Below are 22,654 nucleotides of genomic sequence, written 5' to 3'. Positions count from 1 at the left end.
ATAAAAAGGCATACATATCTGTAATGATACATACACCTTTTATGCTACATCTCCTCAGGTGCCTCCACCCCAAGTAAACGTAATCCTTCTTTTAGTACAACCGTCACAGCATAAACCAATGCGAGTCTGCTGTCTTTTTCTTCGCTCTCTTCTAATATACGAACATTACCGTAATATTTATTGAATGATTGTGCTACATCTAATATATATTTCGAAATAATCGATGGCTCATTTTTATTGAAAGCTGCTTCAATTATTTGCGGGAATTTATTTAGTAATTTTACGACACTCCAGCTATGATCGTCTTTTAAAGCAAATGTACATGTTTCAAATTCTACACTTTCTTTTCTTAAAATAGAACAAGCACGTGCATGTGTGTACTGTACGTACGGGCCTGTTTCTCCTTCAAATTTCAGCATGTTTTCTAATGAGAATTCAATATTGTGCATACGCTCATTTTTTAAATCGTGGAAGATGACTGCACCAACACCGACTTGCTTTGCTACTACTTCTTTTTGTTTTAAGTTTGGATTTTTCTCTTCAATATTTTGTTTTGCAAGTTCGATTGCTTCTTCGAGTACTTCTTCAAGTAAAATAACTCTTCCTTTACGTGTCGACATTTTCTTACCATCTTTTAAAATGAAGCCAAACGGTACGTGTTCCATACCATCAACCCAAGTATAGCCAAGTTTTTTTAATACGGTGAAAAATTGATTGAAATGTAAGCTTTGTTCTGGACCAACAACATATAGCGCTTTATCAAACCCATAAGTGTTTTGACGATATAAAGCTGCCGTTAAGTCACGCGTTGCATAAATCGTCGCACCATCTGATTTTCTAATTAAGCAAGGCGGCATTCCTTCTTCTTCTAAATTAACGACTAATGCACCTTCTGATTCTTCAAGCAACTCATGTTCTTCTAAAATCCCAATAAAATCTTCCATTAAATTATTATAAAATGCTTCTCCCTGAAAATTAGTAAATTCTACGCCGAGAAGTTCATAAATGCGAGAAAATTCTTTAAGGGACTCATGACGGAACCAATTCCAAAGCTCTACCGCTTCTTCATCACCTTCTTCTAATTTCTTAAACCAAGCACGTCCTTCTTCTTCTAGTTCTTCGTCGTCTTTTACCTCTTCATGGAATTGGACATATAACTTAAATAGCTCACGTATTGGATCTTCTTTAACTACTGCTTCATTTCCCCATTTTTTATAAGCCGTAATTAACTTTCCAAACTGTGTTCCCCAATCTCCTATATAATTAATCCCTACAACTTCATAGCCACATTTTTCAGCGATATGTTTCAGCGAATTTCCTATCATTGTAGAACGTAAATGCCCCATCGAAAAAGGTTTCGCGATATTAGGAGAGGAATAATCAATTACTACTGTTTTTTCACAGCCAAAGTGGTTTTGACCGAACTCTTCTTTCTCCGCTAAAACTGTTTTTAATACTGCATCACTTACAGTTTCACGATTGAAAAATACATTTACATAAGGACCAACGGCTTCTACTTTCATAAAAAACGGATTATTTAATTTCTCAGCAACTTCCTTTGCGATAAGAGCTGGTGCTTTTTTATATTGCTTCGCTAATGAAAAGCATGGGAACGCTGCATCTCCAAATTCATCTTGTTTCGGTGTTTCAATTAAATCTAAAATTTGTTTTTGCGTTAATTCATTCGTGAAAATATTAGATAAACTTTCCGCAAACTGCATTTTATAATCCATGATACAACCTCCTTATTTTTTAAAACACAAAAAACTCGTCTCTAAAAAAGAGACGAGTTTTAACCCGTGGTACCACCCTTGTTGTTCGTTACGAACCACTTTCCCGTTTATAACGAGGACAGGGGGCCTCGGCTTTCTCTACTATTCGTTCAAGAAGCATCTCCGAAGTGCGCTTCATCTTTTTCTTCCGTACTAGGCTCACACCATCCCCAGCTCGCTTTCCTTCTAAAAAAGACTACTCTCTTCATCACAGACAGTATATTTAATTAATTATTGCTTATTATACATCTTTTCAAACAATTAGCAAGGGTCAATTACACCAAAGTGAAACTTAGCACTTTTTCTTTTGTATACGTGAAAATTGTGTTTTTCAAATCTAGAACTACGGAAATGATCTTTTAATACGACACGCTTTCTCGCCACTCGCTTCGCCTCCGCAATTGTTTCGTCAGTAATATCATGATACAAAGCGAAGTGTTTTAATCCTTTAATTCCGTCAGATTCTATGACAGTTTCTTCAAACATAGGATCAAGGTAAACGACATCGTAACTATCGTCTTCACATTGCGCTAAAAATGAAAAATGCTCCGTTTGCTTTACTAGGATTCTTTGCATTGCTTCATCGATTTCAGAAACAGATGAAGACCATGTTTTCAAACCATTTCTCATGATATAAGCCATATATTCATTGCCTTCAAGTCCTGTTACTGTTCCACTTTCACCAACAACATAACTAGCTACAATACTATCTGATGCCATACCGAGCGTACAATCTAACACTGTCATTCCGCTCTCTAATTTAGCAGCTTGTACAAACGGATCGTGCTCTCCACGCATTAACCTTTTCACACGAAACATCGCTGAGTTCGGATGAAAGAAAAATGATTCTTCCGTACCTTTCGGATAAATAGCTAATCGGTTCTTTCCTACGACAAGTACATCTTGTTCATACTGCTCATGTAATTTATGCACTGGTATATCATTACGTAAAATAAAAGAACGATTTAATTCTTCTGCTACCTCCTTTGCATATGCTGTCATTTCTTTATTTGTTCTTCCTGCTGTTGTTACTATCATTCTTTCACCTCTATATAAAGAAAAGAGGGAGATTTACTCTCCCCCTTCCTTAGCAATTCTTTTCGAAAGCTTGCTCTAAGTTCGTAATAATTTCGTCCATAGTTGCACCTTCAATTTCATGACGGTGAATGAAGTGAACAACTTCTTTTCCATTTAATAATGCCATAGATGGTGAAGATGGAGGGATTTCTCCGAAGTATTCACGCATTTTTGCGGTAGCATCTTTATCTTGACCTGCGAATACAGTTACAAGATGATCAGGTTGTTTTTCAGCACGAACAACCGCTTGACCTGCTGATGGACGTGCTAAACCAGCTGCACAACCACAAACAGAGTTTACAACTACTAAAGTTGTACCTGATGTATTTTCCATAAATTCTGTTACAGCTTCTTCTGTAGTTAACTCTTCAAACCCAGAGCGCACTAACTCTTGGCGCATTGGGATTACCATTTGGCGCATGTATTCTTCATAAGCATTTGACATCTTGTAATCTCTCCTTCAACTTTCATTCCAAATTCATCATATCACGCTCTATTACTAGGTGCAAAAGAAAGATTACGATGATTTCATTTTTTTGTAGGGATTTCACAAACCCCACCGCGGCAATGTCCAACTGGGACAAGTTTTCTATTGTTAGCGATATAATCGTATACTTTACTTCCAAAACCAAGTACGATAGATAGCTTTATAAAAGGAACGGCAAACCAATAAGATGGTACGGCCTTTGCTAATACATCTATGCTCTGAATGCCGTCATACCACTTATTATTTTTAAAAATATACAGTCTTTGTTCCATCTTACTTTGTAGTTCTTGAGAAAGCTCATACTTCTCAACTACATCTTCATCTCGAAATGAAACAAATTTCATCTTACCTTTTTTATCTAATTTTTTCGTACGTTCTGCAACGGCCGTACACATCGGACACCAACTATCATAGAAAACAATCATATATTATTCCCCTTTACGAGACTCTGTCATTTGTTTCCATACAGAACCTTTTGCTTCTTCTCCGCCTTCAATACGCTCTAATGCTAGACGCGCTTGCATCGCTACTTCAAACTCTGGATCATCTTGCGCTGCTTTTAATGCTGGAATTGCACTTTCATCTCCAAGCTCAAATAAGAACATAGCTGCACGCCAGCGTACTAATTTACTTGAATCTTTCAGAGATTTAATCATAACGAACATCGCTGCTGGATCACCTACGTCTGATAAGCAATCGCCTGCTGTACGGCGAACACTTACTGAACGATCTAATAACGCTTTATATAATAATGGCAATACTCCATCACCTTTTACCATACCTAAATACGCAGTTGCTAAACGGCGGATCGAAACTTTTTCATCATCTAACGCCATCTTCAACACTGGAATATCTTCTTCAGTAGGATCCATTTGTTCTAATGCTGCAAAACGGTTTTTCCAGTCAGAATCTTTCATCATCTCTTCTGTTACTTTATATGGCTCACGCTTTTGAATCGTTACTTCAACAGCACCTGCTTGATTTAATAATTCTTTAACCGTTTCATTTACACGTTCTTCTGAATAAGCAGCAACAATCTCTTCCACTACTTCTTTCCCGATTTCTTCAAAGTTACCGTAACGTGTACTTTGTTCCACCCATTTACGCTCTTTTACAACGTTTGGTGCAGACATTTGCACTTTCATAATTGATTCTTTAAAACGATCTGGTAAACCAACACGTTCTTCCGTCGTTCCATCTGTTAACTTTACTTGCATTGGAATTGTAAAGAACATTTGAACAAACACTTTCACTTCTCCAAAATGAGCAAGTTGTTGTTCTTCACTTTCTTCCACTACTTCTTCGCCGAAAACAGCACGAACTTGTTGTAATAAAACTTTCCAGTCATACTTCGCATTTCGCTCCACTGCTAAAAAGTCGGCTACATGATATACACCTTTAATGCCTTCAATTTTCAAAATTTCTTGCACTTGCATTGGTGCTTGTTCTTTATTTTCATTTGTATAATTATTACGCGCTCCTGATGGTAATACTTCATTCAAAATAACTTTCATTGTATTTGGACTTGGCGTCGGTTCAATTGCTTTAATCTTCACGTAAAAAACTCTCCTTTATTGCATGTTCTTAGCTGTATTGTAACATGTTATCACTCTATACTCCTACTCGGATGCTTAATTTTACTAATTCCTTTTCTACATTTCTGAAAAGCTTTATTCATTCTATTTTCACCTAATCTTTCCAAAACTATAGTTAAAAGTCTAATTGACAATTACATAAAAAGGAATTAACCTTAACTCATAAAATGACCTTGGTCATTTTATGAGTTAAGTCATTTATAAGTGGAGGGATAACAAATGAATAATGTCATAATTATTGGTGGCGGTATCGCTGGACTTTGTGCAGCAATTTCCCTACAAAAAATAGGATTAGATGTAAAAGTATATGACAAAAAAACTGAACCCACTGTTGCTGGTGCAGGTATTATCATTGCCCCAAATGCAATGCAAGCACTGAAATTATACGAAATTTCTGAGAAAATCAAAAAATTCGGCAACGAAAGTGACGGTTTTAACCTTGTATCCGAAAAAGGAACTACTTTCAATAAATTAATTATTCCAACTTGCTATCCAAAAATGTACTCCATTCATAGAAAATATTTACATCAATTATTACTTTCTGAACTAAAAGAGGATACTGTCGAATGGGGAAAAGAATGCGTAAAAATAGAACAGAATGAAGAAAACGCCTTAAAAATAGTATTTCAAGATGGTAGTGAAGCACTCGGCAATATACTCATTGCGGCTGATGGTATTCATTCTGTCGTTCGAAAACAAGTAACACAAGGCGATAATTACCGTTATGCAGGCTATACGTGTTGGCGCGGCGTAACTCCTACTAATAACCTTTCTTTAACAAACGATTTTATTGAAACTTGGGGAACAAACGGTAGATTTGGTATCGTCCCTCTTCCCAACAATGAAGTATACTGGTATGCACTCATAAACGCTAAAGCTAGAGATTCAAAATACAAAGCTTACACAACAGCAGATTTATATAATCACTTCAAAAATTATCATAATCCCATTCCAGCTATTTTAAAAAACGCATCTGACGTTAATATGATTCATCGTGATATTGTAGACATCACTCCAATGAAACAATTTTTTGACAAACGCATCGTATTTATTGGAGATGCTGCCCATGCACTTACTCCGAATTTAGGTCAAGGTGCTTGTCAAGCAATTGAAGATGCGATTATTCTGGCTGAATGTATCGAAAATAATGCTCATTATCGTCAAGCATTTATAGAATACGAACAAAAAAGAAGAGATAGAATTGAAAAAATCTCAACCACTGCGTGGACAGTTGGAAAAATGGCGCAAATAGAAAGTAAACCTTTAACTATAATAAGAAATGAAGTAATGAAACGTATTCCAAAATGGATTTCTGAAAGGCAAGCACACGAACTATATAGTTTTCGTTTATAACAAGAAACTATAAACAGAATTCTTTCTATCTTGCTTTCGATTATATAGAGCTTTATAAAACAATAAACTGAATTCTGACGTAAGATTCTATTTGAGATTATCTATTAAACAGCTATAATTGTTTGTGTTAGGAGTAGATAAAATGCTAAGAGAAACGAGAAAAAAAGAGTTAAAAGAACTTATATTCCTAAAGGCAATACAGCTCTTCCAAGAACGTGGGTACGAAAACGTAACGGTTCAAGATATTACTACTGCATGTGGTATTGCAAAAGGAACTTTCTTCAACTATTTTCCGAAAAAAGAAAACATATTATTATTTTTAGGTGATTCTCAGATTGACCTATGGAATGAAAGTTTAAAAACGTATAAAAATATGGAACATCCAAAAGAAAAAATCAAACTTGTTTTAGGAGATTTACTGGATCGATTTACTGGACATGGTGATTTCATGAAGCATGCCGTCTTTGAGATTATAAAGTCAAACTACTTAGTAGAAAATGAATTAAAAAGTATACAACAGCTACAAGAAGGTTTGTCTTCAATTATTACCGAAGCGAAAGAGGCAGGAACATTAAACAGTCAATGGGATGTAAATATTATCACTTCTACTATTATGAGTACTTATTTTTATACACTAATATCCCCTTCCCAATTACATGCTAATGAAACAAATGCAAAAAATATACTCTATCAACAGTTGGATGTTGTTTGGGGAGGTATCACTCAAAAATAATAGAGGGCTATTAACCCCCTCTATTATTTTTGATACTCTTTACTTCTTATCATGATGCCCCCTCCCGCCTTCTCTCCAAAAAGGTAATACTCTCAATCACAACTTCAGTTCTATATATTCTCTTGCCTTGTTCATCATCGTAATTACTCGTCTGAATACGCCCTGTAATCCCAACAAGTGACCCCTTCTTACAATATTCAGTTACATTCTCAGCCGATTTTCGCCAAACGACACAATTAATAAAATCGACTTGTTGTTCACCTAAACTATTTCGAAATCCTCTATTCACCGCAATACATATTCTTGCATAAGCGACGCCTTGTTTTGTGTAGTATAATTCTGGCTCCTTTGTCAATCTACCGATTAATACAACTCGATTCATCATAAGTTATACCACCTCACATATTTTTCTTCATTGTAAGGAGAAGTATTTGAATAGTAAAAAGCACAAAATGATATATCCGTAAGTAAAAAGTATTATTTTAGACCCTACAAAACAAAAAAAGAAACCATACATAGTTCAAACATGTATGGTTTCAAAATTTATTACACTTCAGTACAAGATATGTAATATCCTCCGCGAGCCATCTTTATTTCAGCACGGTACATTACATTTTCTAAGTAGAACGTAATCGGTTTAACTTTACTCTCAAATTTTAGTCTCTCATTGCATTCAGTTGCATATCCTTCAATCACTGAAGTAATAACTTCTGATGATGGATACGTTAAAGTTTCATCTAGTTCTATGAAAAAACTTTTAGAAAATAGTTTTTTCATAATCCCTTTCTTCTCTTTCATCATATTCCATCTCCTTCAATTCAAGTTGATAACATCCATATTATACCATACATTCAATATATCTTTGAAAATAAAAAAATCCTGCATTTTTCATGCAGGATTTTTTTATTAGTCATTTTTCGTAAAGTAAGAAACAAAACGAAGAATTTCTAAGTATAACCATACTAATGTAAGCATTAGTCCCATCGCAGTATACCACTCCATATATTTCGGAGCTTGACTACGTACACCATTTTCGATTAAATCGAAATCTAGTAATAAGTTTAATGCAGCAACTACAATAACAACTGCACTAATAATAATACCGATTGTACCACCTTGGTGAATGTATGGAACAGTTACACCAAACATATTTAGTAGGAATACGACTAAATACATAACCATAATTCCAAGTGTTGCTGCCATAACGCCTGTACGGAATTTATCCGTTACTTTTACTACGCGTGTTGCATATAACACTAACATTGCAAATAGAATTGAGATTGTTAGTAATACAGCATTTAAAACGATAGAATCGCCAAATTTCATTGTATAAACTGCTGAAATACTTCCTAACACAACCCCTTCTACCGCTGCATAGATTGGTGCACCAAAAGGTGAAATACGCGGGAAGAACATAGACGCGAATGCGATGATTGCCGCAACGATTAAAGCACCAATTAATACTGGCATCTTCATCGTCCCCTGCATCATCTGTATGTATGAATAGACAGACGTTGCAAGTAGCAAGATAAGCATAATAAACGTTTTGCCTACTGTTCCGCCAATCGTCATCGCAGAAGCGCTTGCTCCCTCTTTACGGAATGCCTCTTTTTTCAACATTGGATTAGATGTTCTCATTTTTTCCCTCCTAAAATAGGTTCTACCAATAGTGTAAAGTTTTTCTCTTTACTTTTCAATATATGCAGCTTGTTTTTATTTTAATCCTTCAACGATGTCTGATAGTTCACTCCATCTTTCCATCTTTTTTTCTAGCTCTTCTTCTGTTTTCTGCTGTGCTTCAGATAATTCTTGTGCCTTTGTGAAGTCAGATCCAACTTTCGCAAGTTCTTCTCCAATTGACTCAATTTTCTCTTCAAGTTCGGCAATTGTATCTTCAATCGTTTCCCATTCACGCTGTTCATTGTATGAAAGTTTACGTTTACGTTGTTGTTTTGGAGCTTCTTCTACAACTTTTTTCTCTTTTTGAACTTCCGCTTTCTCCATAAGTTCTCTCGTTTTTTCCATTTCTAAATAATCTGTATAACTACCTAAAAACTCACGCACTTCGCCTCCACCAGTAAAGATGAACAGTTCATCTACTACTTTATCTAAGAAGTAACGGTCATGCGATACAGTTAAAACGACACCTGGGAAATCTTCTAAATAATCTTCTAGTACTGTTAATGTTTGTGTATCTAGATCGTTCGTAGGTTCATCAAGTAAAAGTACGTTTGGTTCTCCCATTAAAATACGTAATAAATATAAACGTCTTCTTTCACCACCAGATAGTTTACCAAGTGGTGTACCATGTGAATGCGTCGGGAATAAGAAACGTTCTAACATTTGAGATGCACCAATTACTTTTCCATCTGTCGTATGAATAACTTCTGCAATCTCTTTAATGTATTCAATCATACGCTGATTTAAATTCATCTCTTCATTTTCTTGCGTATAATAAGCAACTTTTACAGTTTGTCCTACTTCAACTTCACCACTATCAGGAGATAACTTACCTGCAAGCATATTTAATAGGGAAGATTTCCCGCTTCCATTCGCCCCAATAATTCCGATACGATCACCCGGTTTCACAATATGATTAAAATTATGTAATACCGTCTTATCGCCAAATTTTTTCGTTACATCTTTTAACTCAAGTACTTTCTTTCCTAGACGACTTCCGCTTAGTGCAATATCAACTGACTGTTTTGCAGCTGGTCCTTCTTGTTCCTTTAGCTCATCAAAACGCTGAATACGCGCCTTTTGTTTCGTAGAACGGGCTTTTGCACCACGACGAATCCAAGCAAGTTCACGACGATATAAATTTTGGCGTTTCGATTCTTGTGCCAATTCTTGCTCTTCACGAAGTGCTTTCGCTTCTAAAAATGTACTATAGTTTCCTTCGTAGCTATATAATTTACCATTATCTAATTCAAAAATACGATTCGTCACACGATCTAAGAAATAACGATCATGGGTTACAAGTAATACCGAACCTGTATATCTCGCTAAATATTCTTCTAACCATTCAACTGTCTCATGGTCAAGATGGTTCGTAGGCTCGTCTAAAATTAATAAATCAGGTGTTTCAATAAAACATTGTGCCATTGCGATACGTTTTTTCTGTCCACCAGATAAGTTCCCAACAATTGCAGTGAAGTCCGTAATTCCTAATTTCGTTAAAAGAGATTTCGCATTTGCATTTGCTTCCCATGCACTCATTGCATCCATACGTTGCTGCACTGCAAATAATTGTTCCTGTACTTTTTCATTACTTGGATCTTTTTCAATATTTAATAGTGCTTTTTCATAATCACGAAGAAGACGAATTAAAGGTGTATCACCATGGAACACTTGCTCTAATACTGTCAGTTTTTCATCAAACTCTGGTTGCTGTGATAAATAACTAATTGTATACCCACGTGAATGCGTCATATCACCTGTATCAGGAGTTTCTAATCCTGCAATAATTTTTAATAATGTCGATTTACCAGTTCCGTTTACACCAATAATTCCGACACGTTGTCCTTCTGTAATACTACATGATAATCCATCAAATAACGGCTTTTCTCCATATGATTTTGATAAGTTCTCCACAGTTAACATTTTCATATTTGTGCATTCCACTCTTTCATAAATTGTTCAATAAACTGTTCCATGTAACGATGACGAATTTCAGCCTCTTGTTTTGCTGCATTCGTATTCATTAAATCTTTTAATTTCAAAAGTTTTTCATAAAAATGATTTAAAGATGGATCATTATTTTTTCTATACTCTTCTTTCGTCATTTCTTCACGCGGCGGAATAGTTGGGTCATACATTAATCTCCCTTTTGCCCCGCCATATGCAAATGTACGAGCAATTCCAATTGCACCAAGAGCATCTAAACGATCCGCATCTTGAACAATTTTCCCTTCAAGTGACTCTACTGTGCCGCCATGGCCACCTTTATAAGACATATTGGCGATGATATGAAGAATATGTTTACTTTCCTCTTCTTCAACACGTAACTCTTCTAACCAATCAGAAACTTTTTTCATTCCTGCTGCTTCACTTTCATTTAGCTTTTCATCTGCCACATCGTGAAGTAATGCTGCCATTTCAATTATAAAACGATTTCCACCTTCTTGCTCAGATAAAGAAATCGCCAGTTTATGTACACGCTCAATATGATACCAATCATGCCCACTCGCATCTTTTTCTAAAATATGTTTTACAAAAGTAATTGTTTTTTGGATTTTTTCTTGTTTTGTCATTTTATCTTCACCCAGTTACTTATTGTAACACGCCCGCATTTTTTCATCACATATTTTCTTGTCTGCCCATACACTAGGTGGTAGGCATCATCATGAAGGAGGAATAAACATGTTCTATAATAATCAACCGCCTTACCCAAGGCAACCATTTTACCCTCAACAGCAGGAACAGAGATACACAGAACAATACGAAGAACAAGAGTTACAGCAACAAGAACAACAATATGACGAAAATCCATATGCAACAACGCAAAATCAAGAAACTGAATTTCAACAAAATCCATATGACACACGTCCAAATTATGAATATCCTCAAAATCCATATGCAGTAGCACAAAACCAAGAACAACAATATCCTCAAAATCCATATGCAGCACCACAAAACCAAGAACAACAATATCCTCAAAATCCATATGCAGCACCACAAAACCAAGAACAACAATATCAGCAAAATCCATATGTAACACCACAAAACCCATACACAACTCAACCGCAATACCAACAACAAATGTATCAACCAAACTACGACGCACGTGTCTCACCACCTAAACCACCAACAATAGATCCAACTCAGCCACAAATTTTACCGCCTGGGCCAACATTAGACATTACACAACCACAAATCTTACCACCTGGACCAATTACAGAACCAACACAACAACAAATTCAACAAGTTGTCGGTACACAGTTTTTACCTTTCAAGAAACCCGTACTAGATTTCGTAAAACCATGGGTAGATTACGGTTTAAATGAAGCAAAACATACATCACATGAACACGCATTAACAGAAGTTGCTGCGATTATGTTTTTAGTTGGTAAAGGCTTCAATCCGACGATTGCACATTATATCGTTGAATCTTGGGAGAAGAATGAGCAGTTTTAGGGTTGTTTATTTGATAAAATATAAAAAACACAAAAGTGCCAAACCCCTTATACCACAAGGGTTTTGGCACTTTTTAATATCTAAAACAAATTTTATTGAAATAATTATTTTTATAGATTTTCATACTTTTTTATATAGTACGTGAACATATACAGTACAAAAATACACCTTTGTATACACATTTTTAGAAACATCCTACGTTTATCAAACAATAACCAAAAGACGTACCTGCAACCTCATCATATAAATAATAAATATTAAAAAGAGGACACTATAAGCGCCCTCTTCCTTAGGTTTTAAATATGTTCTCCATGATCCATAAACACTTCAATTGCTTCGTTTTGTGGTATGTCTTTTACATTAGTAAGACCAAAAGTAAAAACAGCGGATAACATCATCATTAATAAGATTGCTTTTTTCATTTTAGCGCCCTTCTTTCTATGCTCTTTTTGTCTGCATCTAAAGCGATGTGCAAATACTTGCTTGCTTTTCTGTGATTTTCTGAACCATAGAATCTTTCACCTAAAAGAGAAGCATATTCTTTTACCCAATCATATAATTCTTCTTTTTCAAAATACGAAATACCTTCTATAACCACATTTTCTAATTCTTCTTGCGGTACATAGTTATGTACTGCTTTTAAAATTCGGAAATGATGACGATAACATAAGTCGCTAATCTTATAGCCATTCTCAATATATTCATTAGCGATATGACTATAACCTAACTTAAAATGTTCTCTTGCTAAAAGAAACATAGTTTTAGCGTTATTTTCTAATGAATCCTCTAAGTGTTTAATTGCTAACTCTGGCATGTTTTGACTTGCGTATAAAAGTCCTAAATTATGCTTAACTCGTTTAATAAGAAGTTCATCATTAGATTTTTGGAAGGTACCTAGTGCTGAAAGTAAATATTCCTCTGCACTTTCGAATTCATTTAGTCGAATGTGTGCCATTCCTAAAGTATTTAAGCATGCTGCAGTTTTTAATTCATACCCTGGACTAATTGAAAATACTTCATTCGCCTTTGTAGCAAATTGAACTGCTAGGATCGGTTTTAATACGTGATAGTAATGGACTGCAAGCCAATAATTAAATTCAGCTTTTTCAATTTCATCATGCATGTACTCTAAAAACGTTTCAGCTTTTTCAAATTGCATTCTTGCTTCACTATGGTTTGCTTTATTAATAGCGTAAATTGCTTTAAATAAATGATGATAGTACTCTAAAAATGTTTCTGTAGACTCTGGTAAAGGCTCGATTTTGTCCAGAATATCTTTTGTACTATCCATATCCCGAATTAGCAGTTTATACCGTGCATTCAATAAAGCGTAGTAGACTAATATTGTTTGGTCTTCCTTAATATTATTGATTTTATTTGCAATATCTTCTTTTATTTTCTGAGACTGTAATACACGTTGTGAAATCATAGCTTGATACCATTCGTTTAATAATTTTGTGATTTCTTCTTTAGAAATAATGTCAACACTCATCTACTTCTACCCCCTTTTGTTAAATGTTATCATGACATGCTTGTTTGCATAAATAAGTTTTTGAATATTCTAACTTGAAAAAATTATTTTTGAATATTCATGTTAACAAAATGGTCCCTTTTCAAACCTTAAAAAAGAACGCACGTTTGTTTGTAGTGGAGTTAAAAAAACAAAAGTGAGGTATTACATCATGGAATATAACGGCTTTCCTGTAGTACGTGGAAGAGGTATGGTGAAATGGAATCCGTTTGCTTCAATACCGGAGCAATACGAGGAAATACATAGAATGTTTGAGGAACAATATAAAGTACCTAAACCTTTTTTAACACAAGATACTATGGAACGAATAGAAAGAGCGTTAATGCAATCTTTTCACGAGGAAGAAGAAATACATACCTCATACTATCGTGATGGAATGGTGCAAGACATGTACATAAATGTATTACATATTGAACCGATGACGAAAACTATATATTGTACAGATGCTTTTGGTTTGAATACTAAGTTTAAGTTTGATGAATTGGTGAATATAAATTAAAAGAAGCCGCCCGACAGTACTGAAGTGCACCCCAATTGTTAGACACAGCCTAACAATTGGGGTGCACTTCACATATATAGGTGGCTTTTGTACGACAAAAAAGAGCTCTGCTATACAGCAGAGCAAAAGAAAAATATATAACCCTATAAAAATAATACAAATTATTGATACTTTCAAAAGACGAAATTTAAATTTCCATCACAATAATACCTATGTTTAAGTATGAAACATTCTACCTTCACTATAGCTATGAATATTCTTATTTTAGAATTCCATAGTATCCAAATAGCTCTTTGAGAGATACCTCAATACCGAACTTCTTCAAAGAATCTTTTCTTTGTTCAAAGAGAAGTTCTAAAACTTTTTTCTTATCTTTGTCTCTTCCATAATGAATCAACCTATGACAGTTCGGACATATACTAACTATATTTCCAACAACATCTAAACTATTTTCAAAATCAATTCATTTATACGATTAATTGTGTAAGAATTATGATGTGTGATTTCTCCTAATTCCTTGTACTGCCTTACGCTTTTTTTCCATTTCACAATTACAACATTATTTTTTTGTAACTGTTTAAATTGCTCTTATTTTTCAAAGTTTTCAAAATTCATATCAATTCCCCTTTGTATGAAAATGAAATTTCTATAATAAAACTTTATAAGCTTTATATATCCATTCTTCATCTTTGTCTTCTTCCACATAAAAGATTTCTATTTTTATTTCCATACCATTTTCCATTAAAACGTGCGCTTCATATTTCCTATCTACATAACTAGCACAATCAATATTGTCTGCTACTATTTCTCTCCATTTATCAGGTAAACTATCATAAAAACGTTCAATGGCCGCTACTAAAACTAAATCTTCTAAATGAGCAGTTTTAGGGTTGTTTATTTTTAAAAACATCAAAAATGCCAAATCCCTTATATCACAAAGGATTTGGCATTTTTAAGTATCTAGAATACGCGCTAAATTTAAGGAGAAATTAACAGACATGAGTCCGGTATAATGCCGTGTCCACACCCAAGGATCGGTTACATAAAATAACGTATCTAACCTGGGAAGTCTATTAGTCTTTTCCCCTTATAGTAACACTCTCTTCTACTAAGACCTTTTCTTTCTAGGGCCTACAATTAATTTAATCGCTGTTCTCTCTTCATTATTGATAGAAATCTCTTGAAACGCTGGAACAAAAGCTAAGTCAATACCACTTGGAGCGACGAACCCTCTTGCAATCGCAATTGCTTTAATCGCTTGATTTATAGCTCCAGCCCCAATCGCTTGAATTTCCACATTACCACTTGTTCTTAGTACACCTGCTATTGCACCTGCGACTGAATTTGGGCTTGATTTTGAAGATACCTTTAATATATTTTCCATGTAAGTTGCTCCTTCTATTATTTAATCTCTCTTTCGTTACAATTTTAAATATTTTAGCGTATCTTTAATTACTATTCACACCAAAAACAAACGATGCTTCATATGTACATTTATTCTATTTTTTCTGACTTCTTCCTGCCCAGCTACACAAATAAAAACAAAAAATAAATACTCTAATATACATACGATTAAATATCATAGCTTCACCAAACGATAACATCCATACAGCAAAAGATAATATTGCTGTTTTGTCATACGAAATTAATATAGTAAAGTGAAACTTTACTCAGTGGGGGGTTTTGTTCATCCCCACCTAACTTCTTTGCTTTCGCTGAATTTTGAGGTGGGAGTCTTACTGCTCGGAAAATAGCGGGATAAACGTTTCCTCGTTACTTCAATCCATTTAGAAATCCCATTCATTTTTCTATCAAATTCTGAACCTTATCATCTTCAAAAAGTGTTAAAGGTAATACCCCAATACTACATTTCATCATTTGACCACTTTATATTCCAAATCTATCTCCTTTTATAGTACAAGCATACACGCCAATTGTGATTCATTTTCATAAACTATTATGTGTTTTACATTTATTAAGAATAGGAGGTAATATATTGGGTTCATACTATCATTCTTCAAACTCGTATAAAAAATGCTCATGCAAATCTTCTTCCAGTTCAAATAAAAAATGTTCATGTGACCATTCACATAAACGAAGCTGTCCTGCATACGGAACTTTTTGGCAAACTGAATTTATAACTGTTCCTTTTGGCAACCCTTTTCCATTTAATCACGTTGGACCTTTAGCAGGAGGCGTTTCCTTACTAAACCCTACTACTATACAATTTAGACAAGCTGGTGATTATAGAGTTTCGTTCATTTCCAGTATTAATACTACTTTAAATCCTGTATTTCCACATATCCCAGTCATAACTATATTTTTAAATAACAATCCACTTGCTAATAGTCAAGGTGACTTCGCTATTCAAATGAATACTTCATCAAATAACGAATGTCTTCAACTCGTTGGCGAAACGATTGTTACAGTGCCAGCTAATTCAACTCTTCAACTTAGAAATAATAGTGGCTTTAATCGTCAAAGTATTGTAACTTGTGACAATGGTATAAATTCAGTTGAATTAACAGTTACAAAACTAAGTTAATATTATTTCTTCACATTCAGATGCTATTTCAGCATCTTTTTTTATTGAATAACAGTTTTCTTCGACTTTTATTATCTCTCATCACGCAAAAAAAGTGCAGAATTCTTTCTAACACAAGATTTCTGCACTTTTATATTATGCTTATTTATTCTTCCTTATTTCTCTACATAAACCGACTTAACAATCGTACGATTATATGGTTTTCCTTCTTTATTCATCCCTTTTATATCCATCGTAACGTTATATACTCCCGGTTGTTTTATATCTTTCAAAGCACCTGTAAATGTATTCGTATTAACATTTTGTAATTCATTAAATTCAGAGACTAACTTACCTTCTTTATTAACGACTCTTACTGTTATGGAAAGATCCCCTTTCATTTCAGGTGCCATTGGTGATTTTTTCAGTTTATACTCAGGTTTATTTACTTTAACTTTTGTAGGTATTTGAAGAACAAATGGTGCGTCATTCTTGTAATCGCTTACAACTAAATATGCATCTTTCGACTGCTTCGCCATCATTTTGATTTTCCATTCGCCTACTTCCAATTTATCAAACTTAAATGTTCTAATTGTCGCCCCATTAAAGAAAGATTCGCCTTCACCAGTAGTTATAGCGCTATCTTTATTTGCATATATTTTTCCTTTTGGAGATACCATTTGTACTTCTACATCAGAAGAAGCAGTTAGTACAGAAACGATTCCTTCCGCTTTTTTATCAACTGTAACGGTTTGCTCTATCCACTGATTTTGTGGTAATTCGCCTCCTAAAATATTTTGATTTGAAGTTGTATTTAATTGTTCTAGATTTTCATTTGAACTAGTGCTGGATGCTACTAAAGCTGGTAATTCCACATTTGTCGTACGTAAATATGGTTCGATTCGTGTAAAAACAGCTGATCCTTTTCTTATATTGTCATGATCAAATCTGGAATCTGTAAATAAATGTGTACCGTACGATAGCTTCGCACTCCATTCATTTACTAGTCCATCATTTGAACCGTACGATGATAAATATAACCCGCCCATAGATAATGCAGAAAATGTTGGCCCCCAGCTAGTCCCAGTAGCCGTATAGTAACGGTTTAATTTAGCTGCTGGGTTATTATCTATTGTTGAACGAAACTTTGCCATTTCACCTATTTGTAACGAGTACGTACCATCATCTTTTTGACCTAATATAGAAGCTAGCCACCCTGCCCACCAACTATATGACAAATCTGCTAAATTTGAGCCGTGATGCGGTGTAGCAAGTGTAATAACATTTCCAACAAATCGATTCGCATCATATTCAACTAATGCGGCTTGTGTATCAATACCACCTTTACTATGCGCTACAATATTAACTTTTTTACCGAAATGATTATATATTTCTTCAAGTTTTTGTGCTAACAGTTTTCCGTTATCCCACTGACTAGCCGAACCTTTCCCCGCAGCATCATATAATTGTATAAACACTGTTTGATAGCCTGCTTTCAAAGCATAATCATACATATCATTTATATCATGATATACTGTCTTTCCATACCAACTATCCGCATTACCATTTCTTCCTTGTACAAAGAGAATTGGTGGTTTATTCTCATCATAATTAGCAGGTTTTTGGCCTAAAAACCATTCCCCAGGTGTAAATACTTCTGTGTCAGGAAACCCCTTTCCAAGCTCTTTTACAACTTCTGCCTGTACATTTGTGCTAATCGTTGGAGCCATGATAAAAAATACAATTAGTAAGGCCACACATCTTCTCATCAGTCTCATATTACTCCCCCTATTTTTTTGAAAGAAGGTGTTCTTTATAATATTTTATATTTTCCCTTCCTTAATAATAGCTAATCTTTGATTTTAAAAAGATGTTAGCCCTATTTTTAGAAGGTTACTAGTTGTGTACCCTCTTCCTTAACTCTCGTTATTCTCTTTGTTTCTACCTCTTCCTTTTGATAGAATACGACAAAAAAGTTTCTCAATAATTGTTAACTTCGCTACATCCAGATATTTTTTAAATCATTATTGTTTATATAAAGCATACAAATCTTGAAAAAATTTTAGTAAAAAAACATTTTATTACTAGTTAGTTATTTAAAAACATAATAAAGATATGTACTTTCTTTTCATTAAATACAAAATAATTTTAAAGGACCCTATATTGTAAGGCTTTCCTACAATTAAAAATCAAACTGAAATTTCCGAATAAACAATCATATTTCCAGAAACATATATTATGATAATTTCCGCGCACTTGAATTAACCTTGTAGAAGTACTAACCTATCGGTGAGCAGAAGAAAATTCTGTAAAAAGAAAGGAGAATACTTTATGATGACCAATTTACAAAAGGAGTTTTTTGAACGCTTAAAAATTCCTGCAAAAGAAATAACATTTGATGATTTAGATGAAATCTTATTAAAAATGGGAATGATTCTCCCCTATGAAAATCTTGATATTATGGCTGGTACTATTAAAAATATCTCAAAAGATAACTTAATAGAAAAGTTACTTATTCAAAAACGAGGTGGACTTTGTTATGAATTAAACTCCTTATTGTATTATTTTTTAATTGATTGTGGGTTTCAAGTATACAAAGTAGCCGGTACTGTTTATGATCTTTACGATAATAAATGGAAGCCCGATGATGGTCATGTCATTATCATATTAAGTCATGAGAATAAAGATTATGTTGTGGATGCAGGTTTTGCATCTCATCTCCCTTTACATCCAGTCCCTTTTAAAGGAGAAGCCATCTCCTCTCAAACAGGAGAATATCGAATTCGTAAACGAAATACTCGAAAAGGTACGCATATTTTAGAAATGAGAAAAGGAGCTAACGGAGAATCTACAAGTTTCTTACAATCTGAACCTTCAAATGAATGGAAAATAGGTTATGCTTTCACTTTAGATCCAATAGATGAGAAAAAAGTGAATAACATTCAAAAAGTGATTGTAGAGCATAAAGAATCTCCTTTTAATAAAGGGGCTATCACTTGTAAATTAACTACTTATGGTCACATATCGTTAACAAATAAAAATTACACAGAAACCTTTAAAGGCACCAAAAATAAACGACCAATAGAATCTAAAGATTATGCTCGCATTCTTCGTGAATCTTTTGGAATAACGCAAGAGAAATATGTAGGAAAAACACTAGAAAGAGGTTAGTTGACTAGAAGTATTTCATAATAAAGCAGATTCTATATTTAGAATCTGCTTTATTTTATATTTTGTTATAAATTAATTTAATTTTGTTGTTACCCTTTAATTTTCAATTATATACTCATCATCATATTTATCGTATTGTAACCCTTTCCCTATCTTTGATTCTGTAACTTGATCTCTTAAAAACGGTGCAGCACCCATTTTGCTAGTTGCAATTTCAATTCCATATTTTTTCGTTAAATGAGCTAACTCTATTAAAAACCACTCTCTTCGCAATGTAACTGGAATATCAAATGTTTTTCTTTTCATATATAATAGCACCTCTTTTATTTTCATAGCTTAAAAACATCACTGGATGCACTTATTAAAACTACCTTCCACCCCTAACATCCAATGAAACATTATAGTATATGCATGTCCATTTCAAACGTGCTATCACAAATATGATATTAAAGTTTACATAATTATATTATGTAATAATAGAAGAGAAAGGCATGTCCCTTCCTCTTCTATTATAGATATTTAAATTAAGAACATCTTGGTACACCTAAAGCTAAAAATAAACCTGCTACTCCCGCAGTAATCGGTACTTTTAACGTAATAACATCGTCTACCTTCGTTACTAAAAAGTAAGCATTACCTTCTTGTAATATACAAGTTACCAACAATTGAAATTCCATTCAAATCTCCTCCTTTCAATCGATATACTATAATTTATGAAATCTCTTTCAAAAAGTAATAGTAAATATATCTATTTTCCCTTATATGCAAATAAATGTTTATAAGTCTAGTAAAAATATTAATTTTCTAAATTTATATAAAACGTGTAATATCCAATAAGTTCCTATATAATCAATAAGAAAAATCTTACAAATGGAGGTATGAAAATGGCGATTTTGAGTAATATTGGTGCAGCTTTATTTTTTATTGCTTTTATTCTTTTAATCTTATGTATCATTTCATTCTTTAAAAAAAAATGGAAAAGCAAAACAATATGGACGTCCTACCGTTATTCTTTTTATGATTTCAATTATATTAATAGTGACTGGTACAACAAAATCTGAACACCCAGTCATCGAATTTTTTGCTATTTTAAGTTTCATTCTATTTATATTCTTCCTTGTACTTGCAATATTATCTGTTATTAAGAAAACAGGTGTAGCAAAAAAACAATTTATTATTACAGCCGTATTATTTGTCATTTTTGTTGCGCTATTAGGTATTTCAGCTCCTTCTTCTGAAAAAACGACAGCAACTAGTACAAAAGTTGCCTCTAACAATGAAGAACAAAAAGATAGCGAAAAGAAAAAAGAACTAGAAAAGAAAGAGGCTGACGAAAAAACTCAAAAACAAGAAGATGAGAAGCGTCAAGCCGAGGAACAAGCTCGTAAGCAAGAAGATGAAAAACGTCTAGCCGAGGAACAAGCTCGTAAGCAAGAAGATGAAAAACGTCTAGCCGAGGAACAAGCTCGTAAGCAAGAGGATGAAGAACGTCTAGCTGATGAACAGGCTCGTAAACAACAAGAAGAACAAAAACGTCAGGCTGATGAACAAGCTCGTAAGCAACAAGAAGAGCAAAAAGCACAGCAAACTCAAACACAACCTACCTCAGGAAATACTAGTAGTGCATATTACAAAAATTGTGATGCAGTTAGAGCTGCGGGGAAAGCTCCTCTATATAAAGATCAACCAGGATATAGTCGTAAACTAGATAGAGACGGCGATGGAGTTGCATGCGAATAATAGTAATAAAAAAGAAGCTTAGTAAAAGCTTCTTTTTTACTGTAATGCCTTACATTTAATATCCCTTTCTCTTATTTAGATGTGTTCTTAAATAAATTTCATACTATTATTCTCAAAAATGACACATAATAAGTGATTTCAATCACCACATTGATTTTCATTTATCGCTATTCTTAATTTAGTAATTACATTCAAACTTTATGGAGGCGTTCATATGAAACATACATTTACTGAAACTTCTATTGTCGGTGAGATCGTTACACAATTCCCGAAAGCTAGTGATCTTTTTAAATCATATAGAATAGATTTTTGTTGTGGTGGCAATAAACCGCTTATTGATGCAATTCATGAAAGAAATTTATCAGCTACTGAAGTGCTTACAGAGTTAAATACGCTTTATAATAATATGAAACGATTAAATGAATCTGAAATTGATTGGAAAAATGCTTCTTATCGCGAATTGATTGATTATGTTATAAATAAGCATCATCGCTATTTAAATGAAGAGTTGCCACAATTAAGTCCGTATGTGACAAAAGTATTACGTGTTCATGGGGCAAGTCAGCCTCATTTAGCTCAAATTCATAAGCTATTTCATGAACTAAAGATGGAACTAGAACAACATTTAATTAAAGAAGAAACAGAAGATTTTCCATTAATTTTAGAATTTGAACAAAATCCAACTGAAGAAAACTATGTGAAGTTACGTAAAGTAGTAGATGAGTTGGAAAATGAACATAACCACGCAGGCAACATTATTAAAGAGCTTCGTAAAGTGACGAATGACTTTACTCCTCCAGAAGGAGCTTGCGGCACTTATCGACTTGTTTATCAACGCCTTGAAGCACTAGAGTCTGATTTATTTGAGCATATTCATTTAGAAAATAACATTTTATTTCCACGTGCAATTACGAGAGTGTAAATTAAGTGCAGGACATGAGTGTAAATACTTATGTCCTGTTTTTTCATTTGGTAAAGAATATACACATCCCTCTCGAATAAGTCCGAATTTTAACAATTTGTGAATCATTGTAAA

General features: G+C 33.9%; 24 protein-coding genes, 2 pseudogenes and 1 other annotated feature. Of the genes and pseudogenes, 8 read left to right on the top strand and 18 right to left on the bottom strand.

What is annotated here, in order from left to right; genetic code table 11:
* Window positions 1–44: 44 nt before the first annotated feature.
* The 5 genes from argS to DOS87_RS10710 all read right to left on the bottom strand — a co-directional run bounded on the left by argS (window position 45) and on the right by DOS87_RS10710 (window position 4,892).
* Window positions 45–1,733, bottom strand: coding sequence for an arginine--tRNA ligase (argS, locus tag DOS87_RS10730; protein ID WP_208730252.1), 1,689 nt, complete (start codon window positions 1,731–1,733; stop codon window positions 45–47).
* Window positions 1,734–1,778: 45 nt separating this feature from the next.
* Window positions 1,779–1,993, bottom strand: a binding site (T-box leader).
* Between the two features lie 40 nt (window positions 1,994–2,033).
* The gene (locus tag DOS87_RS10725; protein ID WP_081143854.1) at window positions 2,034–2,810 is read right to left on the bottom strand and encodes a class I SAM-dependent methyltransferase; all 777 of its coding nucleotides are present in this window, start codon (window positions 2,808–2,810) and stop codon (window positions 2,034–2,036) included.
* A gap of 49 nt (window positions 2,811–2,859) precedes the next feature.
* Window positions 2,860–3,294 carry a BrxA/BrxB family bacilliredoxin gene (locus tag DOS87_RS10720; protein ID WP_000063708.1) on the bottom strand — a complete coding sequence of 145 codons (435 nt, stop codon included), beginning with the start codon at window positions 3,292–3,294 and terminating at the stop codon, window positions 2,860–2,862.
* Window positions 3,295–3,377: 83 nt separating this feature from the next.
* A complete protein-coding gene (locus DOS87_RS10715; protein ID WP_000634874.1) occupies window positions 3,378–3,761 on the bottom strand; it encodes a thiol-disulfide oxidoreductase DCC family protein in 384 nt (127 codons plus the stop codon).
* A 3-nt stretch (window positions 3,762–3,764) separates the two neighbouring features.
* Window positions 3,765–4,892 carry a conserved virulence factor C family protein gene (locus DOS87_RS10710; RefSeq protein ID WP_000692582.1) on the bottom strand — a complete coding sequence of 376 codons (1,128 nt, stop codon included), beginning with the start codon at window positions 4,890–4,892 and terminating at the stop codon, window positions 3,765–3,767.
* A gap of 258 nt (window positions 4,893–5,150) precedes the next feature.
* Between DOS87_RS10710 and DOS87_RS10705 the strand changes: the two genes are divergently transcribed.
* The gene (locus DOS87_RS10705; protein WP_150158002.1) at window positions 5,151–6,284 is read left to right on the top strand and encodes an FAD-dependent oxidoreductase; all 1,134 of its coding nucleotides are present in this window, start codon (window positions 5,151–5,153) and stop codon (window positions 6,282–6,284) included.
* A gap of 142 nt (window positions 6,285–6,426) precedes the next feature.
* On the top strand, window positions 6,427–7,017 hold the full coding sequence (locus tag DOS87_RS10700; RefSeq protein ID WP_208730251.1) for a TetR/AcrR family transcriptional regulator: 591 nt from the start codon (window positions 6,427–6,429) through the stop codon (window positions 7,015–7,017).
* A 49-nt stretch (window positions 7,018–7,066) separates the two neighbouring features.
* Here DOS87_RS10700 and DOS87_RS10695 read toward each other — a convergent pair whose 3' ends face one another.
* From DOS87_RS10695 to DOS87_RS10675, 5 genes are all read right to left on the bottom strand, one after another.
* Window positions 7,067–7,402 (bottom strand): single-stranded DNA-binding protein, encoded by a 336-nt coding sequence (locus DOS87_RS10695; RefSeq protein ID WP_000982013.1) that lies wholly within the window; start codon window positions 7,400–7,402, stop codon window positions 7,067–7,069.
* 161 nt (window positions 7,403–7,563) lie between these two features.
* Window positions 7,564–7,818, bottom strand: a complete 255-nt coding sequence (locus tag DOS87_RS10690) for a DUF4318 domain-containing protein (protein WP_016077798.1) — start codon at window positions 7,816–7,818, stop codon at window positions 7,564–7,566.
* 105 nt (window positions 7,819–7,923) lie between these two features.
* Window positions 7,924–8,655, bottom strand: coding sequence for a Bax inhibitor-1/YccA family protein (locus DOS87_RS10685; RefSeq protein WP_001260655.1), 732 nt, complete (start codon window positions 8,653–8,655; stop codon window positions 7,924–7,926).
* Window positions 8,656–8,730: 75 nt separating this feature from the next.
* On the bottom strand, window positions 8,731–10,626 hold the full coding sequence (locus DOS87_RS10680) for an ABC-F family ATP-binding cassette domain-containing protein (RefSeq protein ID WP_000783172.1): 1,896 nt from the start codon (window positions 10,624–10,626) through the stop codon (window positions 8,731–8,733).
* The gene (locus tag DOS87_RS10675) at window positions 10,623–11,270 is read right to left on the bottom strand and encodes an HD domain-containing protein (protein WP_000165956.1); all 648 of its coding nucleotides are present in this window, start codon (window positions 11,268–11,270) and stop codon (window positions 10,623–10,625) included. The genes DOS87_RS10680 and DOS87_RS10675 overlap by 4 nt, the downstream gene beginning before the upstream one ends.
* 109 nt (window positions 11,271–11,379) lie before the next feature.
* On the opposite strand from DOS87_RS10675, the gene DOS87_RS10670 reads away from it, so the two are divergent.
* Entirely contained in the window at window positions 11,380–12,153 is a 774-nt protein-coding gene (locus tag DOS87_RS10670; protein ID WP_000499692.1) for a hypothetical protein, read from the top strand.
* Between the two features lie 296 nt (window positions 12,154–12,449).
* Here DOS87_RS10670 and DOS87_RS10665 read toward each other — a convergent pair whose 3' ends face one another.
* Together DOS87_RS10665 and DOS87_RS10660 are read right to left on the bottom strand one after the other, a co-directional pair.
* On the bottom strand, window positions 12,450–12,575 hold the full coding sequence (locus DOS87_RS10665; RefSeq protein ID WP_000709202.1) for a hypothetical protein: 126 nt from the start codon (window positions 12,573–12,575) through the stop codon (window positions 12,450–12,452).
* Complete coding sequence (locus DOS87_RS10660; RefSeq protein ID WP_000109862.1) at window positions 12,572–13,645, bottom strand: response regulator aspartate phosphatase; 1,074 nt, start codon at window positions 13,643–13,645, stop codon at window positions 12,572–12,574. The genes DOS87_RS10665 and DOS87_RS10660 overlap by 4 nt, the downstream gene beginning before the upstream one ends.
* A 190-nt stretch (window positions 13,646–13,835) precedes the next feature.
* On the opposite strand from DOS87_RS10660, the gene DOS87_RS10655 reads away from it, so the two are divergent.
* Entirely contained in the window at window positions 13,836–14,183 is a 348-nt protein-coding gene (locus tag DOS87_RS10655; protein WP_000456183.1) for a YolD-like family protein, read from the top strand.
* Window positions 14,184–14,442: 259 nt separating this feature from the next.
* Here DOS87_RS10655 and DOS87_RS30500 read toward each other — a convergent pair.
* The 3 genes and pseudogenes from DOS87_RS30500 to DOS87_RS10645 all read right to left on the bottom strand — a co-directional run.
* Window positions 14,443–14,643, bottom strand: a pseudogene (locus DOS87_RS30500) (restriction endonuclease); the annotation flags it as partial.
* Window positions 14,644–14,829: 186 nt separating this feature from the next.
* A complete protein-coding gene (locus DOS87_RS10650) occupies window positions 14,830–15,093 on the bottom strand; it encodes a hypothetical protein (protein ID WP_000478850.1) in 264 nt (87 codons plus the stop codon).
* 198 nt (window positions 15,094–15,291) lie between these two features.
* The gene (locus tag DOS87_RS10645; RefSeq protein ID WP_000427801.1) at window positions 15,292–15,567 is read right to left on the bottom strand and encodes a stage V sporulation protein S; all 276 of its coding nucleotides are present in this window, start codon (window positions 15,565–15,567) and stop codon (window positions 15,292–15,294) included.
* A 612-nt stretch (window positions 15,568–16,179) separates the two neighbouring features.
* Between DOS87_RS10645 and DOS87_RS10640 the strand changes: the two genes are divergently transcribed.
* Window positions 16,180–16,728 carry a hypothetical protein gene (locus DOS87_RS10640; protein ID WP_000536156.1) on the top strand — a complete coding sequence of 183 codons (549 nt, stop codon included), beginning with the start codon at window positions 16,180–16,182 and terminating at the stop codon, window positions 16,726–16,728.
* 155 nt (window positions 16,729–16,883) lie between these two features.
* Here DOS87_RS10640 and DOS87_RS10635 read toward each other — a convergent pair whose 3' ends face one another.
* On the bottom strand, window positions 16,884–18,485 hold the full coding sequence (locus DOS87_RS10635; protein ID WP_001238698.1) for an esterase/lipase family protein: 1,602 nt from the start codon (window positions 18,483–18,485) through the stop codon (window positions 16,884–16,886).
* A gap of 553 nt (window positions 18,486–19,038) precedes the next feature.
* Between DOS87_RS10635 and DOS87_RS10630 the strand changes: the two genes are divergently transcribed.
* Window positions 19,039–19,878: an arylamine N-acetyltransferase family protein gene (locus DOS87_RS10630; RefSeq protein ID WP_000988895.1), complete on the top strand. Its 840-nt coding sequence runs from the start codon at window positions 19,039–19,041 to the stop codon at window positions 19,876–19,878.
* Window positions 19,879–19,974: 96 nt separating this feature from the next.
* Here DOS87_RS10630 and DOS87_RS10625 read toward each other — a convergent pair whose 3' ends face one another.
* Together DOS87_RS10625 and exsG are read right to left on the bottom strand one after the other, a co-directional pair.
* Window positions 19,975–20,184, bottom strand: coding sequence for a hypothetical protein (locus tag DOS87_RS10625; RefSeq protein WP_000824195.1), 210 nt, complete (start codon window positions 20,182–20,184; stop codon window positions 19,975–19,977).
* Window positions 20,185–20,402: 218 nt separating this feature from the next.
* Complete coding sequence (gene exsG, locus DOS87_RS10620; protein WP_000395679.1) at window positions 20,403–20,555, bottom strand: exosporium protein ExsG; 153 nt, start codon at window positions 20,553–20,555, stop codon at window positions 20,403–20,405.
* Between the two features lie 207 nt (window positions 20,556–20,762).
* Here exsG and DOS87_RS10615 point away from each other — a divergent pair.
* Both DOS87_RS10615 and ric read left to right on the top strand, forming a co-directional pair.
* A pseudogene (locus DOS87_RS10615) lies at window positions 20,763–21,618 on the top strand (excalibur calcium-binding domain-containing protein).
* 214 nt (window positions 21,619–21,832) lie between these two features.
* Window positions 21,833–22,540: an iron-sulfur cluster repair di-iron protein gene (gene ric, locus DOS87_RS10610; protein ID WP_000683171.1), complete on the top strand. Its 708-nt coding sequence runs from the start codon at window positions 21,833–21,835 to the stop codon at window positions 22,538–22,540.
* Window positions 22,541–22,654: the final 114 nt, after the last annotated feature.

Source organism: Bacillus sp. CR71 (assembly GCF_003429245.1).
Classification (GTDB): domain Bacteria; phylum Bacillota; class Bacilli; order Bacillales; family Bacillaceae_G; genus Bacillus_A; species Bacillus_A thuringiensis_S.
This window is presented reverse-complemented; position numbering and strand designations above follow the sequence as displayed.